This window comes from Floridaenema evergladense BLCC-F167, from assembly GCF_041929205.2.
Lineage (GTDB): Bacteria > Cyanobacteriota > Cyanobacteriia > Cyanobacteriales > Aerosakkonemataceae > Floridanema > Floridanema evergladense.
Genome location: NZ_CM171625.1, coordinates 1,543,561 through 1,569,176, shown reverse-complemented (window position 1 = coordinate 1,569,176; position 25,616 = coordinate 1,543,561). Strand labels below are relative to the sequence as shown.

Here is a 25,616-nt window from a genome sequence, read left to right as displayed (position 1 = left end):
TATTTAGGAGACAGTATGTTATGGGATAACGATTTTGTGGATATTAAATAATTATTTAAAGGATATTAGTACAAATAATTTAATTGTTTAAAAGCATCTCTGACAGCTTCTTTAAACTTTTGATAGGAAGGCAAAGTATCCAGTTTGTTTAATTTAATAGTTTGTCCGATCGGTTGATATAACTCACTAATAGTTAATTTACGACGACGACGTTTAGTTAAATGCTCTCTAGCTATTCTAATTGCTGATTCAATAATGTTTTTGGGATCGGAAAAATCTTCAGGATTTTTGTTGATTCCTAACTCTTCATCATTTTTCTTTGTACCCAATTGGCGTTTTAGCAACTCCTTATCTGCTAACATCCATGCTTCCGTCATTTGTACAGGAACAATAGCAACTAAGTTTTTACAAACTGCTGTTTTCTCTTTTTTAATGGCATCAAAAGCAGGAAAAATGAGATATTTAAAGGCTGTTTCATCGTTGCGATCGTCTGCATCAACATGAAAACACAAAATCGTTGCTCCATTATCTACTGCTTGACTAGCATAATGCAAAGCTTTTTCTTCAATGCTTCCTCCAAACTTTGAAATATGAATTGGATCAACAATTTCTAATTCTTGTAGATATTCCAAAGCAACTTCTTCAAATGTCCGCTTAATCACACTTTTTAAAAAGCCCATATCGGTAGTTCCTTCAGTAGCATAAGCAATAATTATTTGGGGAATCATCGGATAGCTTTAATTTCGTCTATTGCGTTTTTAGGATCGGCAGTTTCTAAGTATTGGATTACGTTTGTTAAAGTCAGCTTACGTTCTTGTTCGCTAAATAATAAAGTCTGATTTGTTTCTTTCTCTTTAGCAACAGGGAGAATTTTTGTAATTCTTAACTTGGTTCTTTTTCCGTCAATATCAGTAATTAAACTATTCAATTGCGACAGCCATATACTAACATTTTTATCTTTTTGCCACTGAATTAATTCGCCAACCAAGACAGAAGAATGGGTATTGACAATCACTTGATGCAAAGGCATTTCAGGATTGGCAAAATCTACAGTTAAATCCTTTAATAACTTGGCGATATCTTTAATCCGGCAAGGATGTACCCCATTTTCAGGTTCTTCAAAACAGAGTAATCCTGTATGTTTATTGTCATACAAAAGAACACACAATGCTAATAAGCGTAGTGTACCTTCTGAAAGCACTCTCGATGAAAATTCAATTCCATCATCTCCTTTGATTTTGATAATAAATTGCTGATTTGCTTTGTCATCATAGACATTAACTTCTGTCACGTTAGGCAAAATATTATTCACAGATCGAGATATTTCCGTTAAGTTATATTCGTCATCTTGTTTGATCCGATATAAAGCAGCAGCTAAATTTTTTCCAGTAGATGTAATTTCATCTTTAGAAAAATTATCTTTGCGCGTAGGTTGGCGCAAATCTTCTGGGTTGAGTTGCAATAACTTCCAACTCTGCATCTCTTTTTTTGCAGCCAAGATGTGAAGAGTATCTACAGAATTTACTCTACTTAAAGCAGTTTGTAATAATCTTTTCGCCGTGAAACTCTTTTGGATTGCAGCTTTTCCATCTTGGGTAATTACAATGGTGGGAATACCATGATTATTTCGAGTATAAATGTAACTTTTTTGATACTCTTGAGGAGAAAAAATGTAAATATTTTCTTTGTTTTTATGTTCTACATTTGGTCGCCAATTTTCTACAGCATTTTCAGGAATATATTTTTTAACCCAATCATCTTGAGAATGATTTAAGCTTTTTAAAGCTTCATAATCTATTAGCAAATCCTCAAGATTTTTTTCATTGATAACTCGTTTAATTTTTAATTGATATTCCAAGCGTGTATATTCTAATTTAGCTTCTTCACCCCAATTATCTTGGACTGTAGGATTAACTAACATTTCGACAGTAAATTCCATTTCAGAAACGTACTCATCCTCTCCATATTGAGTAAACAGTTCTTTAGGATCTCCGCGTTGTTGACGAAAAGCTGTTTTCAAGTCGGTTTCTGCTAAACTTGCCAAAAGTTGTAAAGCATCAAATAAGTTGCTTTTCCCCGATGCGTTTACTCCAGCAATTACAGTCAAAGGGGAAAATTCCATCTCAAAGTTATGAAATGATTTGAAGCCATTGATTTTAATGTAAGTTATCATCTTGTTAACTAATTAAGTGCAGTCACTCTTGTATCGAATATATCTGATTTTAACTTTTATCTTGTCGATCAACTTAACCTAATTATAATAACATCTTTTGTATCTTAGTCTATAATAGACTAAGTATTTATCATCATTCCTAAGAGGTAACAATGACTACTTTAGTTAAAAATCAAAAAATTTATGATGAATTTCTTGACTTTATCGCCCAAGGAACAACACCGAAAAGTGTTACTAAGTTTCAATTTTCTGAGGCAACGAAAGAACGCATTGAAGACCTGGTTTATCTAGCAAAAAGTGGCGAATTGACTTTAGAAGATAAAAAGGAATTAGATGAATTATTATTTGTCGATCGTCTAATTACTATGATTAAAGCTAAAGCTCATCAATATATACAATCTCAATCGGAATAGGTGCTAATTATGGCTCGTCCTTATATTTCACCTGATTTGAGAAGATTGGTAGCTCAAAGAGCAGATGGTTTATGTGAATATTGTCTGATTTCAGAAAGCGATCGCACCACCAAAAACCAACTATTAATTAATGTCAACAGATACCCTTCCCCAGAAGCTTTAAAACAAATAAATAATTAAGTAATAATACTTGTAAAATCTCAATATGTTAACTCCAGAAAACCCACCCTGGTCGAATGCTACACTGAAACTGGTAATGCCTACCAGTCTTAAAAACTAAAACACCCGTTTTCCCAGCGGAGTTTTGTAGGTGGAAAATCACATACAACCCCTTCTCCGGCTGTAATAGAATCTGACTTGAATAAGCAAGAAACTACAGCAATCATCTTACCCAAGGCAAAAGAAGAGCCTGAGTACACATGACCCCATTCCCACCCCAGGAACCAAAAGTTACGATCCGTCCCCTACAACGCCGGGACTTAGAAGCGCTAAGTGCGATCGTCCTCCGCACCGCTGTCGCGAACGCAGACATTAACGCCAACGAAAAAATTCTCATCCAATCCCCAGAGGCAAACAACCTCGACATCCTGAATGAGACAAAAGAACACCTAGAACAACTCAACCAGCGCTACGGGTTATGGAAAATTTTGAGTCTGTTTCCTAACCCATTACGCCACGAATTATGTGCATACATTGCTCAGGAAGAACAACAAGTTAGGGGCATGATTCAAGTTAAACCCTTTAATCGTACCCGCAGCACCTGGCGAGTCGAAAGGGTAATAGTTGACAGACGAACTCGCAGTCAAGCAGTTGGTTCCCTCCTGCTACGCCACTGCTTTGAAACCATCTGGGAAGCACGCACTTGGTTGCTTGAAGTTAACATTAATGACAAAAATACCCTAGCTCTTTATCGGCAAAATGGATTTCAACCATTGGCGCAGTTAACCGCTTGGGAAATCTCACCATCATTATTAGCGGAACTGCAAGAACGAGAGCCAGATTTACCTAACTTGCTTCCAGTGAGTAACGCCGACGCACAACTGCTCTATCAATTAGATACAGCAGCAATGCCACCATTAGTGCGGCAAGTATTCGATCGCCACGTCCAAGATTTTAAAACCGGATTCTTCAGCGCTTTAATCGAAGGAATGCGTCAATGGTTCAGCCAAACAGAAGTCGTCAGCGGTTATGTATTTGAACCACAGCGCAAAGCAGCGATCGGTTACTTCCAACTCCAACTCAGTCGCACCGGAAAAGAACCCCACAAAGCTGAAATGACAGTTCACCCGGCTTACACCTGGCTCTACCCAGAACTGCTCTGTCAAATGGCACGCATCGCCCAAGACTTCCCCGCCCAACCATTACAATTAACCTCAGCAGACTACCAACCAGAACGCGAAGAGTTTTTAGAGCAGATTGGCGCACAAAGAATCACCCATACTCTATTAATGTCTCGTTCCGTTTGGCACAAAATTCGCGAATCTAAATTCGCCTTGGAAGGATTGCAACTTGCAGAAATGCTGCAAGGCTTACAACGATCGCGCCAACCAGTCCCCGGAAGAATGACTTGGTTAAAATCTCCCCGCCAACTAGCTACCCCAGAATCAACCCCCTCTCATACTTCCGCTGGAGAAATGGCTACTAACTACGATAGCCCAGAAGGAGAGCAAACCAGCAGGGGAGCAGGGGAGCAGGGGAGCAGGGGAGCAGGGGAGCAAGGGAGATAGAGAGATGGGGGGATGGGGAGATGGGGGGAAATTAATTAACTCAGAACTTTACTCCCTAACTCAAAACTCAAAATTCAAAACTCAAAACTTCCCTTTTGCCGAATTTAAAACTATGACCGAAAACCAAAACTGCTCCCCTGCCCCTCTGCCCCTCTGCCCCCCTGCCCCCCTGCCGCAAGTCTCTGCTCTGGGGTTGGATATTGGGAGGAAGCGGATTGGGGTAGCGGGGTGCGATCGCACAGGTTTAATCGCTACCGGATTGACTACCATCGAGCGTAAATCCTTTACCGAAGACCTGGCACAATTTCAAAAACTAGTAGCAGATCGAGAAGTAGAAATCTTAGTCGTCGGATTACCCTACTCAATGGATGGCACCTTGGGCTACCAAGCTAAACAAGTGCAAAAACTTGCCCGGAGTTATTCCAAAGCCTTAAATCTGCCCTTAGAGTATGTAGACGAGCGATTAACCTCCTTTCAAGCCGAAGAACTGCTCAAAGCCGAGAACAGATCCCCCTCTAGGAATAAAAATTTGATCGATCGCAAAGCAGCAGCAATAATTCTGCAACAATGGTTGGACGAACGTCGTAAACGACAATCTTACTCCCTTCCTTTGGAGCCTAATCATGTCTGAAAACAGTGACAATTTCTATTCTGAAGACGGAGAAGAAATCGAAATCGTCAGCTTGATCGATCGAGACGAACGCGAACTTCTCTGTTACATAGAGGAATATATTGAGGCAGAAGACGATGAATATCTCGTTCTGCGCCCAGTTGATATCCCAGTAGAGATCTTTGTGAGTGAGCCAGATTCGGAACAAATATCAATAGTTGAAGATGAAGCAATTATTCAGGAAATTTATCCGATCGCCCAAGCTGTCTTAGCAGAAAATAACCTCTCACTCAAACCTACTCCCTTTATCTTGACAGTAGAAGGTGAACTTCCTCCCCCTGACGAAGAAAATATACTGACTCTGGTAATCGAAGAAGAAGATGCTAACCCGATGCAACCTCCAATAGAACCAGAAGAATTGCAATTAGTAGCCTACTTCCACCATAAAGATCAGGAATACTGCATCTGTAGTCCTTTAGATCCCTTGATTTTCTTCGGTCGTTTTAACCAACGTGGAAACGCAGAGTTACTCTCTGAGGAAGAATATAAAAAAGTTCAACCTCTACTAAAAGAGCTAATGTCGAATCAAATGGAATGAGGCTGTAGGTGATTAGTCAATAAGTCATTTATAAATTTGTTCGTATCCTCCACTAACAATAATGCTCAGTTAAAGAGGAAAGATTGGGGAGAAACAATCGAATCATTACTTTTCCCTCTAACCTTTCCCTTTTTTCAACTCTGTTAAAGGCGATCTCACGCTATCCTTTGCAGTGTGACCTTCATTAGGGTTTGCTTCTGCCATTAGTAAAGTAAGTGACTCAATACTAATCACCAAGGTTATTTTTGCTGATTTCTACTATTTCCAAATGAGCATTGTGCAACGCTTCTCTAAAATTTTCTTCTACCTGGCACTATTTCCTGCTGTAATAGTGCTATGTGCTTGGCAAGGTTGGGCTTGGTGGAGTTGGGCAACAGCACCTCCTGCACCAAAGTCATCCACTGGCGAAACCTCAGACGCTGACAAAACAGTGCAAATTCGCATTCCCCCTGGTTCTACTAGCAAGCAAATTGGTAGTTATTTAGAATCAGCTGGGTTAATTCGCTCTAGCAATGCTTGGGATCTTTGGGTACGTTGGTTAAATACGCAAAATAAAGGTGTGTTTAAAGCGGGAACTTATGAGCTTTCACCCACTCAGTCTTTAAAAGAAATTGCTGAACAAATCAGTCAGGGTAGTGTGGTGCAAATTAGCTTTACGATCCCGGAAGGTCGAAATCTCAAGCAAATGGCTGCATACTTTGAATCCCAAGGCTTTTTTCCCGCCCAAGATTTCCTGGCTGCTACCAAGCAAATTCCCCGCGATAAATTTCCTTGGCTACCCAGCGGTTTACCTCATTTAGAAGGCTTTTTGTACCCCGACACATACCAGATAGCCAGCGGTGGAATCACTCCTAAAGCAGTAATCGATATTATGCTCAAAAGATTTGAGCAAGTGGCTCTGCCAATGTACCAAAAAAATCCGCAACAAATTAAGCTGAATCTTCTGCAATGGGTGACTCTTGCCAGTATTGTAGAAAAAGAGGCTGTGATTCCCGCAGAACGTCCCCGGATCGCAGGTGTGTTTACTCAACGCTTGCAAAAGGGGATGAAGCTGGAGGCCGATCCTACGGTTGAGTATGGATTGAATATCCAACAAACAGTCGATCAACCTTTGACTTTTAAGCAAGTCAAAACTCCTTCTCCTTATAATACTTATCTGAATCGAGGTTTACCACCAACCCCGATCGCCAGTCCAGGAAAAGCTAGTTTACAAGCTACCCTGAATCCAGAAAAAACCGATTATCTGTTTTTTGTGGCTCGTTACGATGGTACTCATGTCTTCAGTCGCACCTTAGCAGAACACCAAGCAGCTGTGGCAGCGATTCGCAAACAACGAGTACAACAAAACCAAGGGGCAATTCCGCAACCAAATTAGTTGTTAATTTGGTTGCTAAAGTATAACAGTGATGAGTTTTATTGGTAGCGGTTTTTATCAAGCAAAACTCATCACAAAAACTCGACTATCACCGTTATAATGTTGAGCAAATTACCAAATAAATTCTTATGTCTTGGGGCGCACTATTACAGCCAGATTTAATTTTAGAAGGCACAATTCTCCGTCTAACACCCGAAATTCTTGATTACTATCAGCTTAAGGGTTTGGTGTTGGATGTGGATGAAACTTTAGTACCTGTAAAAGTTTCTCATGCTTCTGATGAATTGCTACACTGGGTTGAAGAAATTCGTCAGGTAGCTCAATTGTGGTTGGTGAGTAATAATTTGAGTGAATCGAGAATTGGCAGAATTGCTCAAGCTTTAAATCTGCCCTATATTTTTGGTGCTAGTAAGCCTTCTCGTCGTAAACTACGAAGGGCTGTTAATCAAATGAATTTGCCCATAGAACAGGTGGCAATGGTTGGCGATCGCCTATTTACTGATGTCTTGGCAGGTAATCGTTTGGGAATGTTTACTATTTTAGTAGAACCGATCGTCCCTACTGGAAAAGCAATTCAATCTTACCCAATTCACACTCTAGAAGTCTGGTTATCTCAAGTTCTCGGCGCAACTATCCCCGCTAAAAAACGACATATCAGATAAGATCTAGGGACGAAAGAGGAGGCATAGATAGGATAATATGTCAATGAATTTAACTATTTGATAAATCTAAAATCGCTCGTTATGAATCAAACTATTGTTGTTAAGATTGGGACTTCTAGTTTGACTAATCCTTCTACTGGTAACTTAGCTCTTTCTACGATCGCTGCCTTAGTTGAAGTACTTAGTCGTCTCCGTGCTGCGGGAAACAATGTAGTTTTAGTATCATCAGGGGCAGTGGGTGTAGGTTGTGCTCGTTTGGGGTTACAGGAACGTCCCCGGAATATAGCGGTGAAGCAAGCAGTGGCAGCTGTGGGACAAGGTAGATTAATGCGGGTTTATGATGACTTTTTTACTTCTTTACAACAGCCGATCGCACAAGTATTATTGACTCGCATCGATCTAGTACAGCGCAGTCGCTATATCAATGCTCACAACACTTTTGCCGCTTTATTAAAGTTGGGAGTTATACCCATTGTCAATGAAAATGATACTGTTGCCATTGAAGAGTTAAAATTTGGCGATAATGACACGCTTTCCGCCAGAGTCGCCAGTTTATTAGAGGCAGATTGGCTATTCTTACTCACAGATGTAGATAGACTTTATTCAGCAGATCCGCGCAGTCACCCTGATGCTCAACCGATTACTTTGGTGACGCATATCGATCAACTGGCAGAATTAGAAGTGCAAACAGGCGATCGCGGTTCTCAGTGGGGTACTGGTGGGATGACGACTAAAATTGCTGCCGCCCGGATTGCCACTGCTGCTGGCGTTCGCACGGTGATTACAGAAGGGAAAAACCCAGGAAACATTGAGAAAATCCTGGCAGGAGAACCGATAGGCACCCATTTTGAACCACAATCTCAACCCAGTAATGCGCGGAAGCGCTGGATTGCTCACGGCTTAGTCCCTTGCGGTAAAATTTATTTGGATCAAGGGGCAGTGAGTGCGATCGCCAAAGCGGGAAAATCTCTTTTAGCTGCCGGAATTACCCAAGTAGAAGGCGATTTTCGCACTTGTGATGCAGTACAATTGTGCGATCTTGGAGGCCGAGAAATTGCTAGAGGAATTGTCAACTACAGTAGTGGCGAACTAAAAAAAATTCAAGGTCGTCAATCAGCCGAAATTACCGCAATTTTAGGCTACCCAGGTGCAGAAACTGTAGTTCACCGAGATAATTTGGTACTGAGTAATTAGGGCTTGCCCTATCTCCTGGTGAGGATAGGAAATGGGGATATTCAGTGAACTTCAAGAACAAGAAGTTATACCAATTCTCTGTAAAATTGTACTCAATCATAGCCCCTCCCTGTGGACGGGGAGGGGTTTGGGGTGGGGTGAATTAAGCGCATCTTCATAGAGAATTGGTACCAGATCGCAATTCGTTTAGATCGATATTTTCAAAGCAAGCATTTAACAACTTTAGTTGAGAACGCTTACTACTAACCTCTAAAGGCAATTCTGGCATTTGAAAAGTCATAATTCTTTCAGCTTTATCTTGATATTTTAGTAGCTGATCTAGGGCTTCTTTACTAAAGCGAATTAAATAATCTTTCACAGCATCAGCATATAGCTGCGTGACTTGATTATGGTAACTTTCTTCGCTAGTTTGTTGCTTGTCCTTGCTGAGGTTTTTATTCAAAAGATAAGCAGCGCTACCAACAACAGCAGCACCTACAGGGCCACCCAAAACCCATCCTAAACCAGTAGCTACACCTACCGAAGCAGTGTCAGCAAGATCGTTAGAATTTGTCGGTTTATTTGGTAGATTTACTTGGGGGTGACTAGGGAATGAAATAGAGAGAATTTCGGGTTGAGGACGATTGAAAAATTCGCTAGATTGCGTCACCCATTTTACGATTGATTCTTGCAATTGAACTAATTTTGGTTGCAAAAAATCTCTTTCCCAATTGTTAAATTGACCTTGTTGCAGTGCAGCAGCAGCTTCGGATTGATAGCGATATAAAAGTGTTTGTTCGTCTAGCCAGTTACGTAATTCTAAAACACTAGTGACGAAACCTTGTTTAATTAGTTTTTCGGCTTTTTGTTGAATTTCAATTTTCGCGTTGTGTTTATTTTCAATAGTTTCTAATTCACTGGCAATGCTTTGCGTTTTTGTTTGCAAGGATTGTTTAATTTGAGCAGCAATTGTTACGACACGGGGTAAACGAATATCTTCCATTTTTTCCTGTTTGGCTGCCAAAATACTTTGCAAAGCAGATTCAAACATAACTAAACCGCTACTTTGTGCGGCTGCAACATCACCTTTTAATCTCGATCTTAAGGCAGGAAGTGCATCAACTCGGTAAAGGTTACTGATGTTTGAAGGTAGATCTGCACGAAAGCTTTCTGCTACAAATCGCAGGCGTTTGTAAACTTCTTTTTGGTCTTCTGATTCTAATAAATTGAGGAAGTTAACTACAAAAACTATGCTTTTAATCCCTCTATCAATTAACCAATCATGCAGTTTTTCTCGTTCGGTTAAAGTCATCAATTGCCGACCATCTAAAACTTGAATAATTAAATCTGCTGTTAACAGTTTATTTCGGACTAATTCATCTTGTGCTTCTCTGTCGTTGGTTCCTGGTAAGTCGAGTAATTCTACGTTATTTTGCAGGAGTGGATGAGGACAAAAAACCTGCACTGAGGCGACATCATCTCGCATTCTTCGATCGCCATCTAAAATCGCAAATTCTTTAAGAATTTCTGTGCCAGTTTGATTGATTTCTTTGCCATCTATAAAGGTAATTTTTGTTTTTAACTCTTCGCCATATTTGACGGAAATTGCTGCACCTGTTGTGGGTATAATATCAATTGGTAAGGCCCGATTGCCGAGAATGGCATTAATTAAGGTTGATTTGCCATAATTAAATGGGCCAAAAACGGCTATTTGAAATCCTGGTTTAGACAGATAATTGCAGACGGAAATGGTGTCTTGATAAAGCTGAGAATTTTTATCTATTTCGAGCAATGCTAATGCTGTTTGGAGATTATTTACTAGAGTTTGATATTGGTTTTTTTGTTCCATATTAGTACCTTTATTTTTGGTAAATTATTACATATTTTTCCCTGCCCTTGCGGGGAGTCAACAGTTATTTAAGCAACAGCTTCTAGAAAATCATCATAGATAGAATCAATTTTTTTGAAGTCAGAAAAAACATCTGATTCAATAGTTTTGAGACGCTTTAGTTCGTTATCTCGATTAATTTCATAGGATTGTTTTTGCTTGAGTAAATTATCTAATTCGGCTTTGCGGGAGTTAATGTCATCGTTGATGCGATCGCTAACTTCTCCCTCATAAACTTTAAAGCATTCTTTGACAGCATCATGAATCGGTTGCCATTGTTCTTGCGCTACTTGCGGCAGATGTTTTACTAACTCTTTTTTCGCAGCTTTTATTAATTCCTTTCTTGCTTGATCTGCTTGCAAAACTCCAACACCCATTCCTAATAAAGCTAAGTATAATGGGCCTAAAACAATGCCAGTTACACTACCAATAATGGTGCTAATACCAAATACGGTAATTAAGTTCAACAGAATATTTTTCCAATCAAATCCTGCCCCCGCCATCGCCACACCTGCAAAATTGCCGCTTGCTAAAGAAAAAAGTCCCATTGCCCATATTGCCCAAGCGGGGGAGTTGTCTTCTGGTAATGAATTGCCTGACGATTGTACTTTTTTTCCGGTTAATTTTTCAGTAATTATATTGGTAATTTTGCTATAAGAAGCACCGTAGTTTTCTGCACTTTTAGCTAATAAGAAAAAGGCGCTATCCATTTCTTTTTCCGCAGTCAGACTCCAGGCAGATAGCTTATCATTAATGTATTGCTCGAATGCTTGTTTAAGTGCATTTTCAAAAGCTTCTCTACGGCTTTTACTTAAGAAATCCATGAATTTTAACTCTGGTTGGTAGCGCACAAAATCGGATTCAAAAGTATTGCCTAAATTTAGCACATACGATCGGAAAGAATCTGCGATCGCTTTAGCTTTACTATCTCCTAAATTTTGAATTTCTTGCTTAAATTGATCGCGGATATTCATCAATTTATTAAATTCTGGTTCAACTGAACTAATTTTTTCTTTCAATTGTTGAACATCTTGTTCTAGCAAGGGAATTCGTCTTTCAATAGCTTCTTGTACGCGGGTAGCAGTTTGACGCGCTAGAGTTCTGGCTTGTCGCAATTCGGAAACTGCTCTTTCTTTAGTTAAAAAAGTATTGAGTGCGCCCATAAATTCAGGAAAACCTGTACCTTCAAGAGAAGCTGAAGGCTGTTTTAAACGTTTTCTTAGTGCCTTGATTGCAGAAATTTCAAATACTCTTTCTTCATAAATATCTTGCCCTTCTAATATGCAATATTCACCTAAGTTAGCTTGAAAAACTCGTCGTAATCTGTCTTCAGCTGCTTGTAATTCTTCTAGATCATCTGGATCGATTAAACTTTCTCGAACTTGATCCCAAGCATTGATTAAAAAGAAAACACTTAAACCCCGATCTTTGATATAGTTTTCTAAGTAGCGACGTTCGCCAAGCGTACAAGGTTGGGATGCTCTTAAAACAAATAAAATTGCATGACAATTATTGATATAGCCTAACGATAATTCATTTCGTGCTTCTGTATCATTTAACCCCGGACTATCAACTATTTCTACACCTTTTTCTAGCAATGGTAATGGATATTCAACTATGGCATAATCAACGTCAGGAAAGGCTTGTTTTTTTTCTTGTTCTAGTCTTTTTGCTTCAGCAGGATCGATCGTATAATCCTGTTTAAAACTCTTAAAATCTAACTCTTTCGGACTTTTTCCATCTTTAAAATAAACTGTTACTTTCTTTTCAGGGCCATAGCGGAGTAGGGTTAACACTGCCGTACAAGGATTAACATCACTGGGTAATAAATTCTCGCCAATTAAAGCATTTAAAAAAGTGCTTTTTCCTCGTTTCATATCACCTAAAACTAGGAGACGAAATACACCTTTTTGATAGTTCTCTCTAGCTATTTTGACATCTTCTATCTCTCTTTCCAAACCGAGTCCGCCAGAGGATTTTTTACCTTCCATTTCGGCTTTTTCCAACGTCTCAGTCATCTGGTTGAAAGATTTAGCTATTTCGGCGCGTGCTTGGGCAACTTTCTCTAAATCGTTAAGAAAACGGTCAGTTTCAATCTTGTAACTCATTTCGTGGCACCAATAAATTTAACAGCAACAACTGCAACTCCTTTTTAAGGATATCACGCATAATATGAAGTTAAACCTTCATAAATTGATTCCAAGTTGTGATATTCGGACAAAATCTGATTATCTAGAGTTCTCAGACGATTTGATTCAGCATGGTAATTAATTTCTTGTGATTCCTTTTGTTTAAGTAAGTTATCTAACTCAGCTTGACGAGATTTGATATCTTCATTAATCCGTTTATTGACTTCTTGTTCGTAGCTATTAAAGCAATCTTTGACAGCTTGATGAATCGGTTCCCATTGTTCTTGTGCTAGTTGAGGAAGGTATTTAATAAACTCTTTTTTGGTAGCTTTAATAAATTCTTTCCTAGCTTGGTCTGCTTGTAAAGCACCTATTCCTAAACCAATTAAAGCAATTCCTATTGGGCCTAAAAATGTGCCTGTAAAAATTAGGAAAAAGCTACTAATTCCAATGGCAGCTAACCAGTTTACTAAAATATTTTTCCAATCAAAACCAGCACCAGCTAGGGCTATACCAGCGACGTTACCTGTTATTAATGAGAAAAATCCCATTGCCCAACTTGCCCAGCTAAGAGAGTCGTTTTCATAACCTAAATTTTGTCCGACGAATAAGTTTCCAGTTAATTTTTCTGTAATTGTATTGGCGACTTTGGTATATGCTGAACCGTACTCAGCCGCAGTTCTAGCTAAAGTGGCAAAGGCATCATGTAATTCTCGTTCAGCAGTTAGTTCCCAAGCGGAAATTTTGTCTTTTATGTATTGTTCAAATGCTCGTTTGCAAGCAGCGTTAAATTCTTCTCTTCTGCCTTGACTTAAGGAATCTATGAATCCTATTGTTGGTTGATATTGTAAGAAATCTGTTTCAAAGGTGTTGCCTAAGTTCAAAATGTAGGAACGGAAAGAATCTGCGATCGCTCTTGCCTTACTATCTCGCATAATGATAATATCTTCTCGGAACCGATCGCGAATTTCCCTTAATTGTTGAAACTCTGGTTCAACTGAATTAATCCGTCGTTTTAACTCGGCAATATCTTGCCCTAACAAAGGAATTCGTCTTTCAACTGCCTCATGTACATGATTGTAAATTAAGCGGGCTAAGGTTTTAGTTTGGCGCAATTCTGCGATCGCTCTTTCCCTAGTTAAAAAAGTATTCAAAGCAGCAATAAACTCTGGAAATCCCGTTCCTTCTAAAGTACTTTCTGGGTTTTTTATCTTTTGTCTCAATGCTTTTAAAGAGTGAATTTCAAACACCCTTTCTTCATAAACATCAAAACCTTCCACCTGGCAATATTCAGCCAAATAACTCTTAAATACCTGCCGCACCTTTTCCTCAGCCGCTTCCAATTCTTCAGTATTATCAGGATCGATCAATCCTTTGGTAATTTCATCCCAAGCATTAATCAAAAAGAAAACCGTTAAACCTCGACCTTTGATATAATTTTCCAAGTAACGACGCTCTGCTAAAGTGCAAGGTTGATCGGCTCTAAATACAAACAGAATCGCATGGCAGTTATTGATGTAACTTAGAGATAATTTATTTAACGCTTCCGTATCATTTAATCCCGGACTATCAACTATTTCAATTCCTTTTTCTAACAAAGGTAAAGGATACTCCACAACCGCATAATCTACATCAGGAAAAGCTAATTTTTTCTCTGTTTCTAATTTTTTAGCATCATCAGGATTGATAGTATACTCTTCTTTGAAAGAAGCAAAATCTAGCTGTTTAGCAGGTTTATCATCTTTAAAATAAACTGTTACTTTCTTTTTTGAGCCATAACGCAAAACTGTCAACACTGCTGTACAAGGATTGACATCACTAGGTAACAAATTCTCGCCAATTAAAGCATTGAGAAAAGTGCTTTTTCCCCGTTTCATGTCACCTAAAATTAACAGTCGGAATACACCTTTTTGAATGTTTTTTCTAGCTAAATCAATGTCTTCTATATCTTTGTTTAAACCTAATCCACCAGAAGCAGTTTCCCCTACAGTTTCCGATGTTTTGAGAGTAGCGGATATTTTACTTAAAGATTGAGCAAAATCAGCGCGGGCTTTGGCGAGTCGATCTAAATCTCTAATAAAACTTGTAGATTCTGCGGTGTAAGTCATTATATCTTTGCTCTAAGCGGCGACTATCCAAATTTAGCTCTACTACCTCCCAACTGCCAAGAGGTAATTTAGCGCAGATTGTAAAATTGAAAAATTAGCTTCTCCAGATAAATTTAGTTGCACTTAGTTCAGCAATATTACCGAAACCTTAGCTATTTAATGGCGTAAGTAACGCTAACTTGACTCCTTACTTGTACTTCTGGATGTGCAGATGGGTCATAAGGGGGAATACTTTGATTAATGCTAGAAAAAGGCGAAAGGGGAACTCCTTGCTTTGTGCCGCAAGCGGAAACAGAAGGAGGACTAATGATCGGATAAACTGTAACTAACAGCAATTCTCCCAACTGTACGCCCATTTCTAATGCCACACTTCGCACCTGAGTTTGTGCATCTCTGATAGCATTGCGGCGTGCATTACGTTCTAATGGTTGACAGTTGTTTACGGCGTATTCAACACTAATACCCTGAATAAATAATTGGTCGCTAGTTTCTGTGGCTAAATTCGCTGATTTGACAACCTCCTGCATTCTTTCGCGAGTTGGTTTCAAGATTTTTACAAATAATTTAGGATTTTCTAGAGAACTAGTTTGCAGTTCCATACTATTAGCTGGAATTTTAATCGCCAGTAAAGCATCAACCACAGATTTTAAAGGTTCTTCAGCTGGTGTACCCTCAGTAAGTGAAGGAGTGCTTCTGCTTGCGGAATCTAAAGGATTGCGGGAAGCAAAACGAAATTCCAAGCGGGCGACATCTGCGGGGGCAATTACTTGACCTTGACCTACTACAGTTATGGCACGTTGGTTAATTAAAAGTTGCGGTGTCATGCCATTCGTAACCTGAGACACATTAATTGGACTTGTGGAATTTTGGGCGAAGCTGGTTTTGTTAGCTGATATCGATAGACCCGTCAGGACAACGGCAGAAACCAGGGTTTGAAATAATACTGTTAAGAATCGATACATTTTATGTTGCCACTAAACATTAATGTAAAAGCTGAAAATGCCTTGTTTCACCTAAAATTTCGCTGCCCCCTGTCATCTTATGGTGTATCCAACTTAAAATATGGCTATAAAACAAATTACAAATCCTTAGTATGAGGAACTAGCTATGGCAACCATAAATGATAACCAACAAAATGAGCAAATTGCTACTCTGTCTGCAACTTCCGAACCTGGGACTATGCGGATACGACCTTGGGGAACGGTGACTCTTTTGGAAGAAACCGATCGCTACAGGATTAATCGGATTGAACTTAAACCAGGTCATCATATTAGTACTCAAATGCACTATCACCGCAGCGAACACTGGATTGTGGTTTCTGGTACAGCTAGGGTTCTTTGTAGTGGTAAGGAGACTCTGCTAATGCAAAAACAATCTACTTATGTTCCTGCCTCTACACCACATCGGGTGGAAAATCCGGGAGTTATTCCTCTAGTTATGATTGAGGTTCAAAATGGAGAATATCTAGGGGAAGATGATATTATTCGTTTTCCAGAAGACTCAGAAAGTCATTAGAATTTTTATTTTGATTCAGGAAAAAGGGAAAAGTATTTTCCTTTACCTTACCCTTTCTCCTAAATAAAAATCAGAATTTTATTGGATTAAATTTAAATCCAATTAACTTCCCGCAACCAAGGCCAAACTCCTGTGTGTCTTCTCATAGTGACATTTTCACTATTTTCTGAGATCACATCTTTGAGTTCTTGAGTTGTAAAGCTGTAGTTCAATTTTTCCGCTATTTTAATGAAATCTTCTGGACTACCAGCTTCTTTCATCTTTTCTCTTAAGGTCAAATCGTTAGCAGCATCTTGTAGGAATTTTTGGGCACTTTCTTTGCTCATTTTTTGAAAATACCTTAATTAATAACAACCTATCTAATTTTACCTAAAACAGTATAACAATTAAGCTCTCAATAACAACCACAAAAATTCCAAATAAACCCGGTCTTGAGTACTGTAGATAAAAATTGTCACAAATTGTACCTACTAGGAACCGGGTTTATTCGCTGGAATCAGAGAAATTATGACGTAGTTTTACATTTGGCAGTGCGAAAATAGTTTCTAAATTTTAAAGATTTTTGTCAAGAAGGATTTCCAACTCTGCCTTTAGTGATTTGACATTGGCAACTCTTCCAACTAAAAGATTTTCGCCTCCAGCATCTTTTAAGCGTTCTTTCCAATATTTGATACTATCTGAGTTATTCACCCAGAAATTAATTACCGTTTCGATCGCGTCATCTAAATCCCAACCTCGGTAGTTAGGAACATTTTCTACAGATTGAATTAATGCGTCAAGGGTACATTTGTATGCGGCGACATATTCCACTCCTGTCTGAGATTTTTGTTCTTTTCTCTCTTGTTGTTGGTTAAAAAAGTATAAAATTGGAGAGACTCCGAGAATGTCGAAAGTGTATTTCATGAGCAACTCCTAATTTGCGAGACTTAGGCTTATTTGATGACTTATATAGCAAATTTTCCCGGTTTTTGGGTTACGAATTTTAAAGGGGAACTAGCGGCGTTAAGTGCGGCTTTTCTGTGGGCGATCGCTTCTGTGGTCTGGTCAAAGGTGGGACAACGCATTCCGCCTCTGGAGTTAAATTTCCTCAAAGGTGTCATCGCAGAAGTTTTTTTAGTCGTGACTATTTTCCTTTCTGAACGGTCATTACCTGCGATCGAGCCGATAGCTTTTTGGTTATTGTTACTCAGTGGAGCGATCGGAATTGCGATCGCAGATACAGCTTTATTTGCGGCGCTTAACTATTTAGGAGCAAGACGCACGCTGTTATTAAAAATACTAACCTCGCCATTAGTAGCATTAATAGCTTTAGTTTTTTTACAAGAAACTCTCTCTGTTGCTGCTTGGTGGGGAATTTTTCTCACCATTTTAGGAGTAGCTTGGGTAGTTAGCGAAAGAGTTCCGGGAACAAATGGCAAAGAAGCATATTTTTGGCAAGGTATTGTTTGGGCGATGGTGTCAACTGTAGGAGATGCGATCGGTGCAATTTTATCCCGTCTAGCCTTAACTCAAACCACAATTAGTCCCTTGTGGAGTACCCTAATTAGATTAACCGCTGGATTGATACTACTGCTAATTTGGCTAGTAATCAAAAATCGAAAAATTAGAGAAAATTACCTTCTAAGATATCAACCTTTACTCACAATAAATTTATGGGCAATCATTACTTTTAATTCTTTCATAGGCACTTACTTAGGAATTTGGTTACAACAAATTTCCCTAAAATTTGCCCCGGCTGGAATTGCCCAAACCCTAAACGCCACCAGTCCGCTTTTTGTTTTACCCATTGCCGTTTTGTTAGGGGAAAAAGTTAGTTTTCGCGCCATTGCTGGAGTCTTGTTAGCTTTAGTTGGTATAGCATTGTTGTTTAAATTTTAATTCGATTACTCAACAGGTATAAATGGAATTTCAAGCGAAAGAGTCCGCTATCCTGCTTACTTTAATCAAGTTTGATTATAGTAGAGAATATCTTTACCAAAACTTCTTCAAAGTTTTTGATTGCACTCCCGATTTAATAGGAAAAGTAGAGAAAATTGATTTAACTTCACTTACTTACTTAAATAAAAATATGCTGTTTGTAGCCGTCGATTTGTATATCAGAACAACTAAGGGAAATTACCGATCGGGTACAGAACTATTTTCTAGAGTTCCTGCGGTACATGAAAAGCTCAAAGTAAAAAACGATCGATTTTGGGTGATAGAAGTTTGTCACTATGCCAAAAGTAGCTTAGATTCCGAGCGAGATCCAGTAGCCAGCGTCTTAGTAATGCGCTACTAATGGGAATAATTAATTGAGCGATCGTCTACATATACGTAAGTACATTCCCGTATTTTTTGCATTAGCCAAAATAGCGATCGGTTCAATTAACTATTCCCCTACTCTTCAATAGTTAAAAATAAACTATCGATTTGCCAAACTGCGAACCATACCATTAGCCATAGCATAATGTTGCTGAATTGCTGGCAACAATGTGGAAGCAAAACTTACTAAGTCTTGATCTTGACCTTGTTCAGTTTGTCTTTGAAATAAAGCCACAGTTTGAGCATGATCGTTTACCATTGCTCTCATGTAAGCTCGATCGAAACTTGCACCAGAAAGCTGTCGTAATTGACGTTCTATTTGCTGATGTTGAGCATCTAATTGTCTAGGTAAAGTAATACCTTTTTGAGCAGCAATTTGCGCCAATTGATTAGTTGCTTGTGTATGTTCATCAATCATTCGTTGTGCATACTGCTTGACTTCACTACTGCTTGCTCTCTCTAATGCCAACTGACTCAAGCGTATTTCTGCCAAGTTACCTTGTGCTGCTTTATTAGCAAACAGCCTGTCTGAAGAACTTAATCTATTTTGAGTTTGTTCTGTAGTATTTTGGCGATTTTGTAGCGTGCTTGGTTGACGTTCAGATTGCTCGGCTACGGCTACAAATGCTAGAGCAAGAACCATTCCAGTTCCGACCAGACTAGCAGAAAGTATGTTTTTCATGAGCGATTAACAGTCCCGATTTATGAAAGTTATTATTACTTTAAAAATCATAGCTACTGTTAATTTCATTCAGCTTCTATCCATAGATTAAGCATAGTCTAACTAGAGAGGTATTTATACAAATGTCGGAGAGCATTATTCATTTATCAGTAGTGTTTTATTCACCATCGATATCAGACAAATGACAGATGTCACTTCACTAAATTCTCACAAATTAAACAGCCATTTTTACAGCAAATTTACCTGTATTTCTTAAAGCATCTAAAAAGGCGTAGATTGCTGGAGAATGCAGAGCATTTGCCAAAATTGCTACTCCAATTACTCTTTGTAAAGGTACTGGTAAATTACATTCTATGATGCCAAGAGATAAAGGTTCAGCAGCCAAACGAGGCAGAATAGCTGCGCCTAAACCTTGCCCTACCATACTGACAATTGTTGAATCTTCGCGGATTTCGTAAGCAATTTTAATAGGATACTCTGCTCGCTCTAAGTAGGGTTGAATGTAGTCATGGCAAGGCCCAGAAGCACTGATAATTAAGGGGAATGCAGCTAGTTGTTGCCAAGAGATTTGTTGACTATCTATCTTAGTTTTTGGTGGTAAAAGAACGATGTAATCATCTCGGAGAATTTCCCAAGTTTCAAAATCATCGCTAGAGGGTAAGTAAGTAAAGCCGATATCAGCAAAACCTGCACGCAAACTATCTTCTATGCTGAAAAAACTGTCGTCTTCAGTAATTTTGACATTAATATCAGGAAAGATGGTGTGAAATTTGGCGATCGCAGTCGGTAAAATATGAGTTGCCACACTGCGAAAACAAGCAACTCGCACAACTCCACCTCGTAAACCTTTTTCTAAATCAGCTTCTTTTTCAATTGCATTTACCGATCGTAATATTTCCCTTGCATGAACTTTAATTCGTTCCCCCACAGGCGTTAAATGTGCGCCATGACGACCCCGATAAAATAACACCACTCCTAACAGTTCTTCCAAACTAGCAATAGCGTGGCTAACTGCTGATTGAGACATTTCTAAACGCAGTGCTGCTTCACTAAAATTTCTGTACTCCGCAACAGCAACCAAAGCCAGCAATTGAGAAAGTTTGATTTGAGTTTTATTGATTTCATCCATATAGCTTTCACACGCACTGTTTAGATTGTCCCAAAAACCACAGCTTCATTCATCTTCCTATCTATCGATTTTATTCATATAAGCTATTCAAGCAATAGATGGTTGCTTATTTGAATCAAGGTTACATTAGATTTATAGACAAATTTAAAAAAGTCTTTATCAGGAGAAGTGTAAACAAATGCTGCACAATTCTTTACATCAAAATCAATCAAAGTCACCATTAATTCATGGTATTCAATTGCCACAAATCAAGTCTAAAGTAGCCAGTTTGATTAACAATATTTGTGAACGTTTTGTCACATTAATTAATCATGCAAGTGAACTCAAAGTCTGGCAAACGAGCGATCGCAAAGGTCATACTTGGTGGAACGCCTACGACCCTACCACAGGTAATTCGATTAGCTTAGATTCGGAAGCAGAAATGCGGATGTGGATCGAAGAACGCTATCACTAAAACTAGGAATTGTTAGGTTGAGAATGGCTGATAGTCAGTGTTTGGGTGGGTAAATCCCACCCTTTTAGATATTAACGTTTTAGTGCCAAAGTTAAGCCATCGGCAATAGGTACCATACTGATACTGACTCGTTCATCTTGGAATAGTTTCTCGTTGAATTTACGGATTGCTTGCGTACTTTGATCTTGGACTTGGCGATCGGCAACTCTCCCCGACCAAAGTACATTATCAATAGCAATTAAACCACCAGGACGGATTAATTTTAAACACCGTTCGTAATATTCTTGATAATTCCCTTTATCCGCATCGATAAAAGCAAAATCAAAACTTTCTTGTTCACCAGATCCTAATAACCGATCTAAAGTATCTAAAGCTGGTGCAATTCGCAAATCAATTTTTTCTGCGACTCCTGCTTCTTGCCAGTAACGACGAGCAATATTCGTATATTCTTCACTAACATCACAAGCAATAATTTTGCCATCTGGCGGTAAAGCTAAAGCTACAGAAAGAGAACTGTAACCTGTAAAAACGCCAATTTCTAAAGTTTTCTTTGCGCCAATTAACTGCACTAACAAAGCCATAAATTGACCTTGTTCTGGCGAAATTTGCATTGTAGCATAGGGATGATTAGCTGTTTCTTCGCGCAAACGCCGCAAAATATCTGGCTGTCTCACAGAAACAGATACAAAATAATCATACAGTTGATTGTCTAAGCCAAGTGTCTTTTTTGTCATTGTTTAGTAGTGGAATTCGTCATTGTTAGAGCCAGGATATACTATGGCGTATATTGCTAGGTAAAACGAACTGTTTGTGGAAGTAGAGAGTGCGGCGCAGAACTTCTATTTGTAGGATAAAATAACCGCTTGCGTATTTCAATTTTCATGAGCAACTCCATTCATGAAGAAGCCCGCCAAATTCTCGACACTCTTGCCTTTACCCCATTCGATCAATGCTATCCCCTCAGCCGAGACTTTGATACAATTCCTGCCGCAGTCGGTTTGTACGCCTTTCGGCATCGGATTGAGGGATTATTGTACATTGGTAAAGCCAAGAACCTCCGCGATCGACTACGAGGTGGACACAAAGCCTTTCTATGGGGCTGGCTCGATCGCTACGATCCAGATGAGGTGAGGATCGCCTTCGTTACCCTCAACCAATGGCAAAGGCCAGGGTTATTATATGAACTAGAAACCTTAATCCTTCAAGCTACAAATCCTCCCTACAACGTGAAAATTCCCAGATAACAATGACTCACACCCTAAAGATCCAACACTTGCCACCAGAATCTATTCATTCGCTGATACCATATTTGCCTGACTACGTAAAAATCGCCCTAATGGAAAAAGCAAATGAGCTAGAATGCTCCCTGGAAGCTACGATCGAAATGGCGATCGCTAGCTTTTTAGATGAAGAAGCTTTCAGCTTTGAAGATTGCCTATTATCGGAACGTCTTCAGGATTCAGAACTGGGGTAATCTCTGCAAAGGAAACAAGGTGCGATCGCAAAGTGTGGCGTTAACCATATCGCACTAGAATTTCATATATCCAGTACCGTCATCTTCTCCGACAATCACAAAACCGAATGATTCAATCAATGCCTGTATACAACCTGTACCACCAATGGCAAAAATTCATATTTCCGAAATCCAAGAAATCTTAGCACAAAAAGGTGCAGAAGATGCCAAGCCAAATTCCAACTCAGGATACTTTCTAGAAATTAGATTTGACGATCCTCAATTAGAGGCTAAAGTAGTTGATGAAGAATTGCAAAATCAAACAATCACAGCTGATTGTCCCTACGGAATGGTAACAATTTAGTTTGACAAATACGGGCAACTGAAATCGATCGATCTCAGTTAATCTAAACTCTTCAAAAACCCATGTGAAACCTCTAAAACCGTCACATACCAGCAATCATTATTATTACAATTAGCCAAGATCGAGGCAATAAACAATATCTTTTAGGTGACTAAAATGTATTACAGCGTCGTCAGTCTTAACATTGGCATAGTCTTTTCCGTATTATTAGTTTTTGGCATTTTAAAATGGTTACAAATTCCTACAGGTAGTTTCCTTGACTGGGTAATTGCTGTAGCTATTTTTGAATGGTTGTTAGCAATTGTGACTATACCTTGGAATATTCATTTTGAAGCTAAGGAAGTAATTGCAGAGGCTACAGAATCAACTGAAAAAGGGATTAAAATTGAGCAGAAACAAGTTAATTATGCTCGAATTATTGCCAAGCGATCGCTCTTTGCAGCCATCACTCTCCACCTCATTTCCGCGATCGGCTTTTATACTTTAGCAGTTCTGGGGATTAGCGCGATCGGTTATCTCGGTTCTGCTGCGGCTTTATTACTGACAATTTTACGTCCAGCAGTTCGCGCCTATCAATATTTAGCCGCCAGACTCACAATGATTCGCCAACAAGTTAAATATCCGCGTGAAGATATTTTAGAATTGCGACATCGTTTTAGCGAATTAGAAGCAACTGTAAAAATAATTCAAGAACGATTAAATCCAGAATATCCCGACTCTTGGGTAGCTACACAAACAAGACAATGGGAAGCAACCCGCTATGATTTAAATCGCATAGCTGCTAATTTGGAAGACTTAAAAGCTACTAATCAAGCCGAACATAACAGATTATCACGAGAAGCAGAACAAGCGATCGCCCAGCTTTCCACCGATGGACAATTCCTCGATCATGTAAGAGAAATTATTCGCTTCTTCAAGTCAGCTTGAACTGAAACTAATGATTCCCGAAACTAACTTTAAATTCCGGGAATCATTATCAAACAAAGCTTCTCTATAATCCAACAGCTACATATTGCAAATATTCTTGGCTCTCTTGTTTCTCGAAATTTTTAGGTTTAGAGACTTTTTGGAATTCAGGTTTTTGAACCAAAGTCATGTGGATATAAGCTAATAGTTCCATTGTTCAACCTCGCCATTTGTTAGTTTATGAGACAGGGAATTTAGATTGAAGTTGCAGAGCGTAAATATCAGCTTCCTTTCCCATTGCTACCTGGAATAGGAAACCAATCAGGTCGTAAGATTACCGAGCGCCGAACTCTACTTTATCGGGTTCTTACTAATCGATCGGTCGGACTAATGTTTTCTCTCTGAATCTTTCTGATATGTAGATTCACCCAACATGGTTTATATTCAGGAGAGTTTTTCTAAATTTTTGCCCTTGCAACTCACAACCACTGATTTATCTTTAAAGATACAGTAAATTTACCGATTTTTTAGTCGTCCTTGAGACAAATATTAACAATTTCAGCAATATTCTATAATTTATTTTCTCAACAAATATTCTTAAACCTTGCGAAACGACATAATTATAAGGTGGTAGGGGAAAACGAATTATGCGAGTAGTGATTCAGCGAGTTAAATCTTCTCAAGTAGAAATTGAAGGTGAAGTTGTCGGTAAAATTGGGCGAGGATTAAATCTTTTGGTAGGAATTTCCAGTAATGATACGGAAACCGAATTAGATTGGATGGTGCGAAAGTGTTTGGAGTTGCGAATTTTTCCGAGTGAGGAAAATGGCGATCGCTTCTCGAAATCCATTCAAGAAATTAACGGGGAGCTTTTAGTCGTCAGTCAATTTACACTGTACGGAGATTGTCGTAAAGGTCGCCGTCCGTCCTTCGATAAATCAGCAGCACCACAACCAGCAAAAGAATTGTACGATCGCTTTGTCGAAAAGTTGCGTCAAAGTGGACTCAAAGTAGAAACAGGAATATTTGGAGCAATGATGAATGTTTTAATAATCAATGATGGCCCTGTAACTTTGCTACTAGAAAAAGAAAATGGTTGAATTCAGAACTAATTACAGTAAAAATGGTGCTACGGTAATTTAGTCCCTGTAGGTGAACTTTACTTATGTAGCTACGACTTGACTCGCCTGAGCGATTAGGAACGGGACTGACGGGGCTCGAACCCGCAACTTCCGCCGTGACAGGGCGGTGCTCTAACCAATTGAACTACAGTCCCTCGGTATTTTTCGGTTTCGCTGTCACTTTCGACGCGATCTCTATTGTGCCAACTGTTTTAGAATTTGTCAAATGTTTTTTAGTGATTTTTTTAAATTCCTATGAAGCTACGGGATGCCATTGAGTCTGACCTGCCAATAATTGTAGAAATATATAATGCTGCAATTCCCGGAAGGATTGCGGCTGGGGACGTTCAGCCTGTGACAGTAGAAAGCCGTCTAATTTGGTTTCGGGAACACAAGCCAAACAGTAGACCCGTGTGGGTGGCGGAAATAGATGAGGTAATTGTTGGGTGGCTGAGTTTCCAACCCTTTTGTTATAACCGACCTGCTTACCGATACACCGCAGAATTGAGTATTTACATTTCGGCAAATTATCGAGGCTGTGGAGTGGGAGGCTTCCTGTTAAAAGCTGCGATCGACAAAAGTCCAGCATTGGGGATTAAAACTTTGCTCGGTTACATTTTTGCCCATAATCAACCAAGTTTACGTTTATTTCAGAAAATGGGTTTCCAACAATGGGGTTATCTTCCGGGTGTTGGGGAACTCGATGGCATAGAACGAGACTTAGTAATTGTGGGTTTACGTTTAACTTAGTGCAAGAAAGCAGATAAGTTTTTCACTGATTGACGAATTGGAACGGGTTGTCACAAAATTAAGTTGTTTGGTGAATGGTAGTCGG

General features: G+C 39.1%; 30 protein-coding genes and 1 tRNA gene. 18 read left to right on the top strand and 13 right to left on the bottom strand.

From position 1 onward, the window contains the following. Positions 1-65 precede the first annotated feature (65 nt). Positions 66-728, bottom strand: a complete 663-nt coding sequence (locus ACE1CA_RS07335) for a DUF4276 family protein (protein ID WP_413275617.1) — start codon at positions 726-728, stop codon at positions 66-68. Beyond that, the gene (locus ACE1CA_RS07330) at positions 725-2,173 is read right to left on the bottom strand and encodes an AAA family ATPase (RefSeq protein ID WP_413275618.1); all 1,449 of its coding nucleotides are present in this window, start codon (positions 2,171-2,173) and stop codon (positions 725-727) included. Before ACE1CA_RS07330 ends, ACE1CA_RS07335 begins: the two co-directional genes overlap by 4 nt. Before the next feature lie 152 nt (positions 2,174-2,325). On the opposite strand from ACE1CA_RS07330, the gene ACE1CA_RS07325 reads away from it, so the two are divergent. The 8 genes from ACE1CA_RS07325 to proB all read left to right on the top strand — a co-directional run bounded on the left by ACE1CA_RS07325 (position 2,326) and on the right by proB (position 8,752). Then, entirely contained in the window at positions 2,326-2,586 is a 261-nt protein-coding gene (locus tag ACE1CA_RS07325) for a hypothetical protein (protein ID WP_413275619.1), read from the top strand. A gap of 9 nt (positions 2,587-2,595) precedes the next feature. Beyond that, positions 2,596-2,766, top strand: a complete 171-nt coding sequence (locus ACE1CA_RS07320; RefSeq protein WP_413275620.1) for a hypothetical protein — start codon at positions 2,596-2,598, stop codon at positions 2,764-2,766. A gap of 239 nt (positions 2,767-3,005) precedes the next feature. Next, positions 3,006-4,313 (top strand): GNAT family N-acetyltransferase, encoded by a 1,308-nt coding sequence (locus ACE1CA_RS07315; RefSeq protein ID WP_486517704.1) that lies wholly within the window; start codon positions 3,006-3,008, stop codon positions 4,311-4,313. 112 nt (positions 4,314-4,425) lie between these two features. After that, on the top strand, positions 4,426-4,944 hold the full coding sequence (gene ruvX, locus ACE1CA_RS07310) for a Holliday junction resolvase RuvX (protein WP_413275703.1): 519 nt from the start codon (positions 4,426-4,428) through the stop codon (positions 4,942-4,944). Then, positions 4,937-5,521: a DUF3727 domain-containing protein gene (locus tag ACE1CA_RS07305; RefSeq protein WP_413275622.1), complete on the top strand. Its 585-nt coding sequence runs from the start codon at positions 4,937-4,939 to the stop codon at positions 5,519-5,521. The genes ruvX and ACE1CA_RS07305 overlap by 8 nt, the downstream gene beginning before the upstream one ends. Before the next feature lie 268 nt (positions 5,522-5,789). Continuing rightward, positions 5,790-6,896: an endolytic transglycosylase MltG gene (mltG, locus tag ACE1CA_RS07300; RefSeq protein ID WP_413275623.1), complete on the top strand. Its 1,107-nt coding sequence runs from the start codon at positions 5,790-5,792 to the stop codon at positions 6,894-6,896. A 128-nt stretch (positions 6,897-7,024) separates the two neighbouring features. After that, a complete protein-coding gene (locus ACE1CA_RS07295) occupies positions 7,025-7,558 on the top strand; it encodes a YqeG family HAD IIIA-type phosphatase (protein ID WP_413275624.1) in 534 nt (177 codons plus the stop codon). 81 nt (positions 7,559-7,639) lie between these two features. Next, positions 7,640-8,752 carry a glutamate 5-kinase gene (proB, locus tag ACE1CA_RS07290; RefSeq protein ID WP_413275625.1) on the top strand — a complete coding sequence of 371 codons (1,113 nt, stop codon included), beginning with the start codon at positions 7,640-7,642 and terminating at the stop codon, positions 8,750-8,752. A gap of 154 nt (positions 8,753-8,906) precedes the next feature. Here the strand turns inward: proB and ACE1CA_RS07285 are convergent, their stop codons facing one another. The 4 genes from ACE1CA_RS07285 to ACE1CA_RS07270 form a co-directional block, all read right to left on the bottom strand. Continuing rightward, a complete protein-coding gene (locus ACE1CA_RS07285) occupies positions 8,907-10,580 on the bottom strand; it encodes a dynamin family protein (protein ID WP_413275626.1) in 1,674 nt (557 codons plus the stop codon). 68 nt (positions 10,581-10,648) lie between these two features. After that, positions 10,649-12,727, bottom strand: coding sequence for a dynamin family protein (locus ACE1CA_RS07280; RefSeq protein WP_413275627.1), 2,079 nt, complete (start codon positions 12,725-12,727; stop codon positions 10,649-10,651). A 53-nt stretch (positions 12,728-12,780) separates the two neighbouring features. Continuing rightward, the gene (locus ACE1CA_RS07275; protein ID WP_413275628.1) at positions 12,781-14,856 is read right to left on the bottom strand and encodes a dynamin family protein; all 2,076 of its coding nucleotides are present in this window, start codon (positions 14,854-14,856) and stop codon (positions 12,781-12,783) included. Between the two features lie 152 nt (positions 14,857-15,008). Continuing rightward, positions 15,009-15,818 (bottom strand): SIMPL domain-containing protein, encoded by an 810-nt coding sequence (locus ACE1CA_RS07270; protein ID WP_413275629.1) that lies wholly within the window; start codon positions 15,816-15,818, stop codon positions 15,009-15,011. A gap of 217 nt (positions 15,819-16,035) precedes the next feature. Here ACE1CA_RS07270 and ACE1CA_RS07265 point away from each other — a divergent pair, with 217 nt between their 5' ends. Continuing rightward, the gene (locus tag ACE1CA_RS07265) at positions 16,036-16,371 is read left to right on the top strand and encodes a phosphomannose isomerase type II C-terminal cupin domain (protein ID WP_413275704.1); all 336 of its coding nucleotides are present in this window, start codon (positions 16,036-16,038) and stop codon (positions 16,369-16,371) included. A gap of 92 nt (positions 16,372-16,463) precedes the next feature. Here ACE1CA_RS07265 and ACE1CA_RS07260 read toward each other — a convergent pair whose 3' ends face one another. Together ACE1CA_RS07260 and ACE1CA_RS07255 are read right to left on the bottom strand one after the other, a co-directional pair. Beyond that, a complete protein-coding gene (locus ACE1CA_RS07260) occupies positions 16,464-16,697 on the bottom strand; it encodes a Nif11-like leader peptide family natural product precursor (RefSeq protein ID WP_413275630.1) in 234 nt (77 codons plus the stop codon). A 226-nt stretch (positions 16,698-16,923) separates the two neighbouring features. Continuing rightward, on the bottom strand, positions 16,924-17,274 hold the full coding sequence (locus ACE1CA_RS07255) for a hypothetical protein (RefSeq protein ID WP_413275631.1): 351 nt from the start codon (positions 17,272-17,274) through the stop codon (positions 16,924-16,926). A 36-nt stretch (positions 17,275-17,310) separates the two neighbouring features. On the opposite strand from ACE1CA_RS07255, the gene ACE1CA_RS07250 reads away from it, so the two are divergent. Together ACE1CA_RS07250 and ACE1CA_RS07245 are read left to right on the top strand one after the other, a co-directional pair. Continuing rightward, positions 17,311-18,249, top strand: coding sequence for a DMT family transporter (locus ACE1CA_RS07250; protein ID WP_413275632.1), 939 nt, complete (start codon positions 17,311-17,313; stop codon positions 18,247-18,249). 22 nt (positions 18,250-18,271) lie between these two features. After that, positions 18,272-18,649 (top strand): hypothetical protein, encoded by a 378-nt coding sequence (locus ACE1CA_RS07245; RefSeq protein WP_413275633.1) that lies wholly within the window; start codon positions 18,272-18,274, stop codon positions 18,647-18,649. A 123-nt stretch (positions 18,650-18,772) separates the two neighbouring features. On the opposite strand, the gene ACE1CA_RS07240 is transcribed toward ACE1CA_RS07245, so the two are convergent. Further along, positions 18,773-19,354, bottom strand: a complete 582-nt coding sequence (locus tag ACE1CA_RS07240) for a DUF4142 domain-containing protein (RefSeq protein ID WP_413275634.1) — start codon at positions 19,352-19,354, stop codon at positions 18,773-18,775. Between the two features lie 214 nt (positions 19,355-19,568). Then, positions 19,569-20,483, bottom strand: coding sequence for a LysR family transcriptional regulator (locus ACE1CA_RS07235; protein ID WP_413275635.1), 915 nt, complete (start codon positions 20,481-20,483; stop codon positions 19,569-19,571). A gap of 178 nt (positions 20,484-20,661) precedes the next feature. Here ACE1CA_RS07235 and ACE1CA_RS07230 point away from each other — a divergent pair, with 178 nt between their 5' ends. Next, entirely contained in the window at positions 20,662-20,937 is a 276-nt protein-coding gene (locus ACE1CA_RS07230) for a hypothetical protein (RefSeq protein ID WP_413275636.1), read from the top strand. Positions 20,938-21,008: 71 nt separating this feature from the next. On the opposite strand, the gene ACE1CA_RS07225 is transcribed toward ACE1CA_RS07230, so the two are convergent. Next, positions 21,009-21,671 carry a class I SAM-dependent methyltransferase gene (locus tag ACE1CA_RS07225; protein ID WP_413275637.1) on the bottom strand — a complete coding sequence of 221 codons (663 nt, stop codon included), beginning with the start codon at positions 21,669-21,671 and terminating at the stop codon, positions 21,009-21,011. Between the two features lie 147 nt (positions 21,672-21,818). On the opposite strand from ACE1CA_RS07225, the gene ACE1CA_RS07220 reads away from it, so the two are divergent. The 4 genes from ACE1CA_RS07220 (at position 21,819) to ACE1CA_RS07205 (ending at position 23,681) form a co-directional block, all read left to right on the top strand. Next, positions 21,819-22,181, top strand: coding sequence for a GIY-YIG nuclease family protein (locus ACE1CA_RS07220; RefSeq protein ID WP_413275638.1), 363 nt, complete (start codon positions 21,819-21,821; stop codon positions 22,179-22,181). 2 nt (positions 22,182-22,183) lie between these two features. Beyond that, positions 22,184-22,411: a hypothetical protein gene (locus ACE1CA_RS07215; RefSeq protein ID WP_413275639.1), complete on the top strand. Its 228-nt coding sequence runs from the start codon at positions 22,184-22,186 to the stop codon at positions 22,409-22,411. Between the two features lie 145 nt (positions 22,412-22,556). Beyond that, positions 22,557-22,754, top strand: coding sequence for a hypothetical protein (locus tag ACE1CA_RS07210; RefSeq protein ID WP_413275640.1), 198 nt, complete (start codon positions 22,557-22,559; stop codon positions 22,752-22,754). A gap of 156 nt (positions 22,755-22,910) precedes the next feature. Beyond that, on the top strand, positions 22,911-23,681 hold the full coding sequence (locus ACE1CA_RS07205) for a hypothetical protein (RefSeq protein ID WP_413275641.1): 771 nt from the start codon (positions 22,911-22,913) through the stop codon (positions 23,679-23,681). Positions 23,682-23,745: 64 nt separating this feature from the next. On the opposite strand, the gene ACE1CA_RS07200 is transcribed toward ACE1CA_RS07205, so the two are convergent. Then, on the bottom strand, positions 23,746-23,874 hold the full coding sequence (locus ACE1CA_RS07200) for a hypothetical protein (RefSeq protein ID WP_413275642.1): 129 nt from the start codon (positions 23,872-23,874) through the stop codon (positions 23,746-23,748). A 433-nt stretch (positions 23,875-24,307) separates the two neighbouring features. Between ACE1CA_RS07200 and dtd the strand changes: the two genes are divergently transcribed. Continuing rightward, entirely contained in the window at positions 24,308-24,760 is a 453-nt protein-coding gene (dtd, locus tag ACE1CA_RS07195) for a D-aminoacyl-tRNA deacylase (protein WP_413275643.1), read from the top strand. 102 nt (positions 24,761-24,862) lie between these two features. Here dtd and ACE1CA_RS07190 read toward each other — a convergent pair. Next, positions 24,863-24,936: transfer RNA gene (locus tag ACE1CA_RS07190), tRNA-Asp, on the bottom strand. A gap of 100 nt (positions 24,937-25,036) precedes the next feature. On the opposite strand from ACE1CA_RS07190, the gene ACE1CA_RS07185 reads away from it, so the two are divergent. Continuing rightward, positions 25,037-25,531: a GNAT family N-acetyltransferase gene (locus ACE1CA_RS07185; protein WP_413275644.1), complete on the top strand. Its 495-nt coding sequence runs from the start codon at positions 25,037-25,039 to the stop codon at positions 25,529-25,531. Positions 25,532-25,616: the final 85 nt, after the last annotated feature.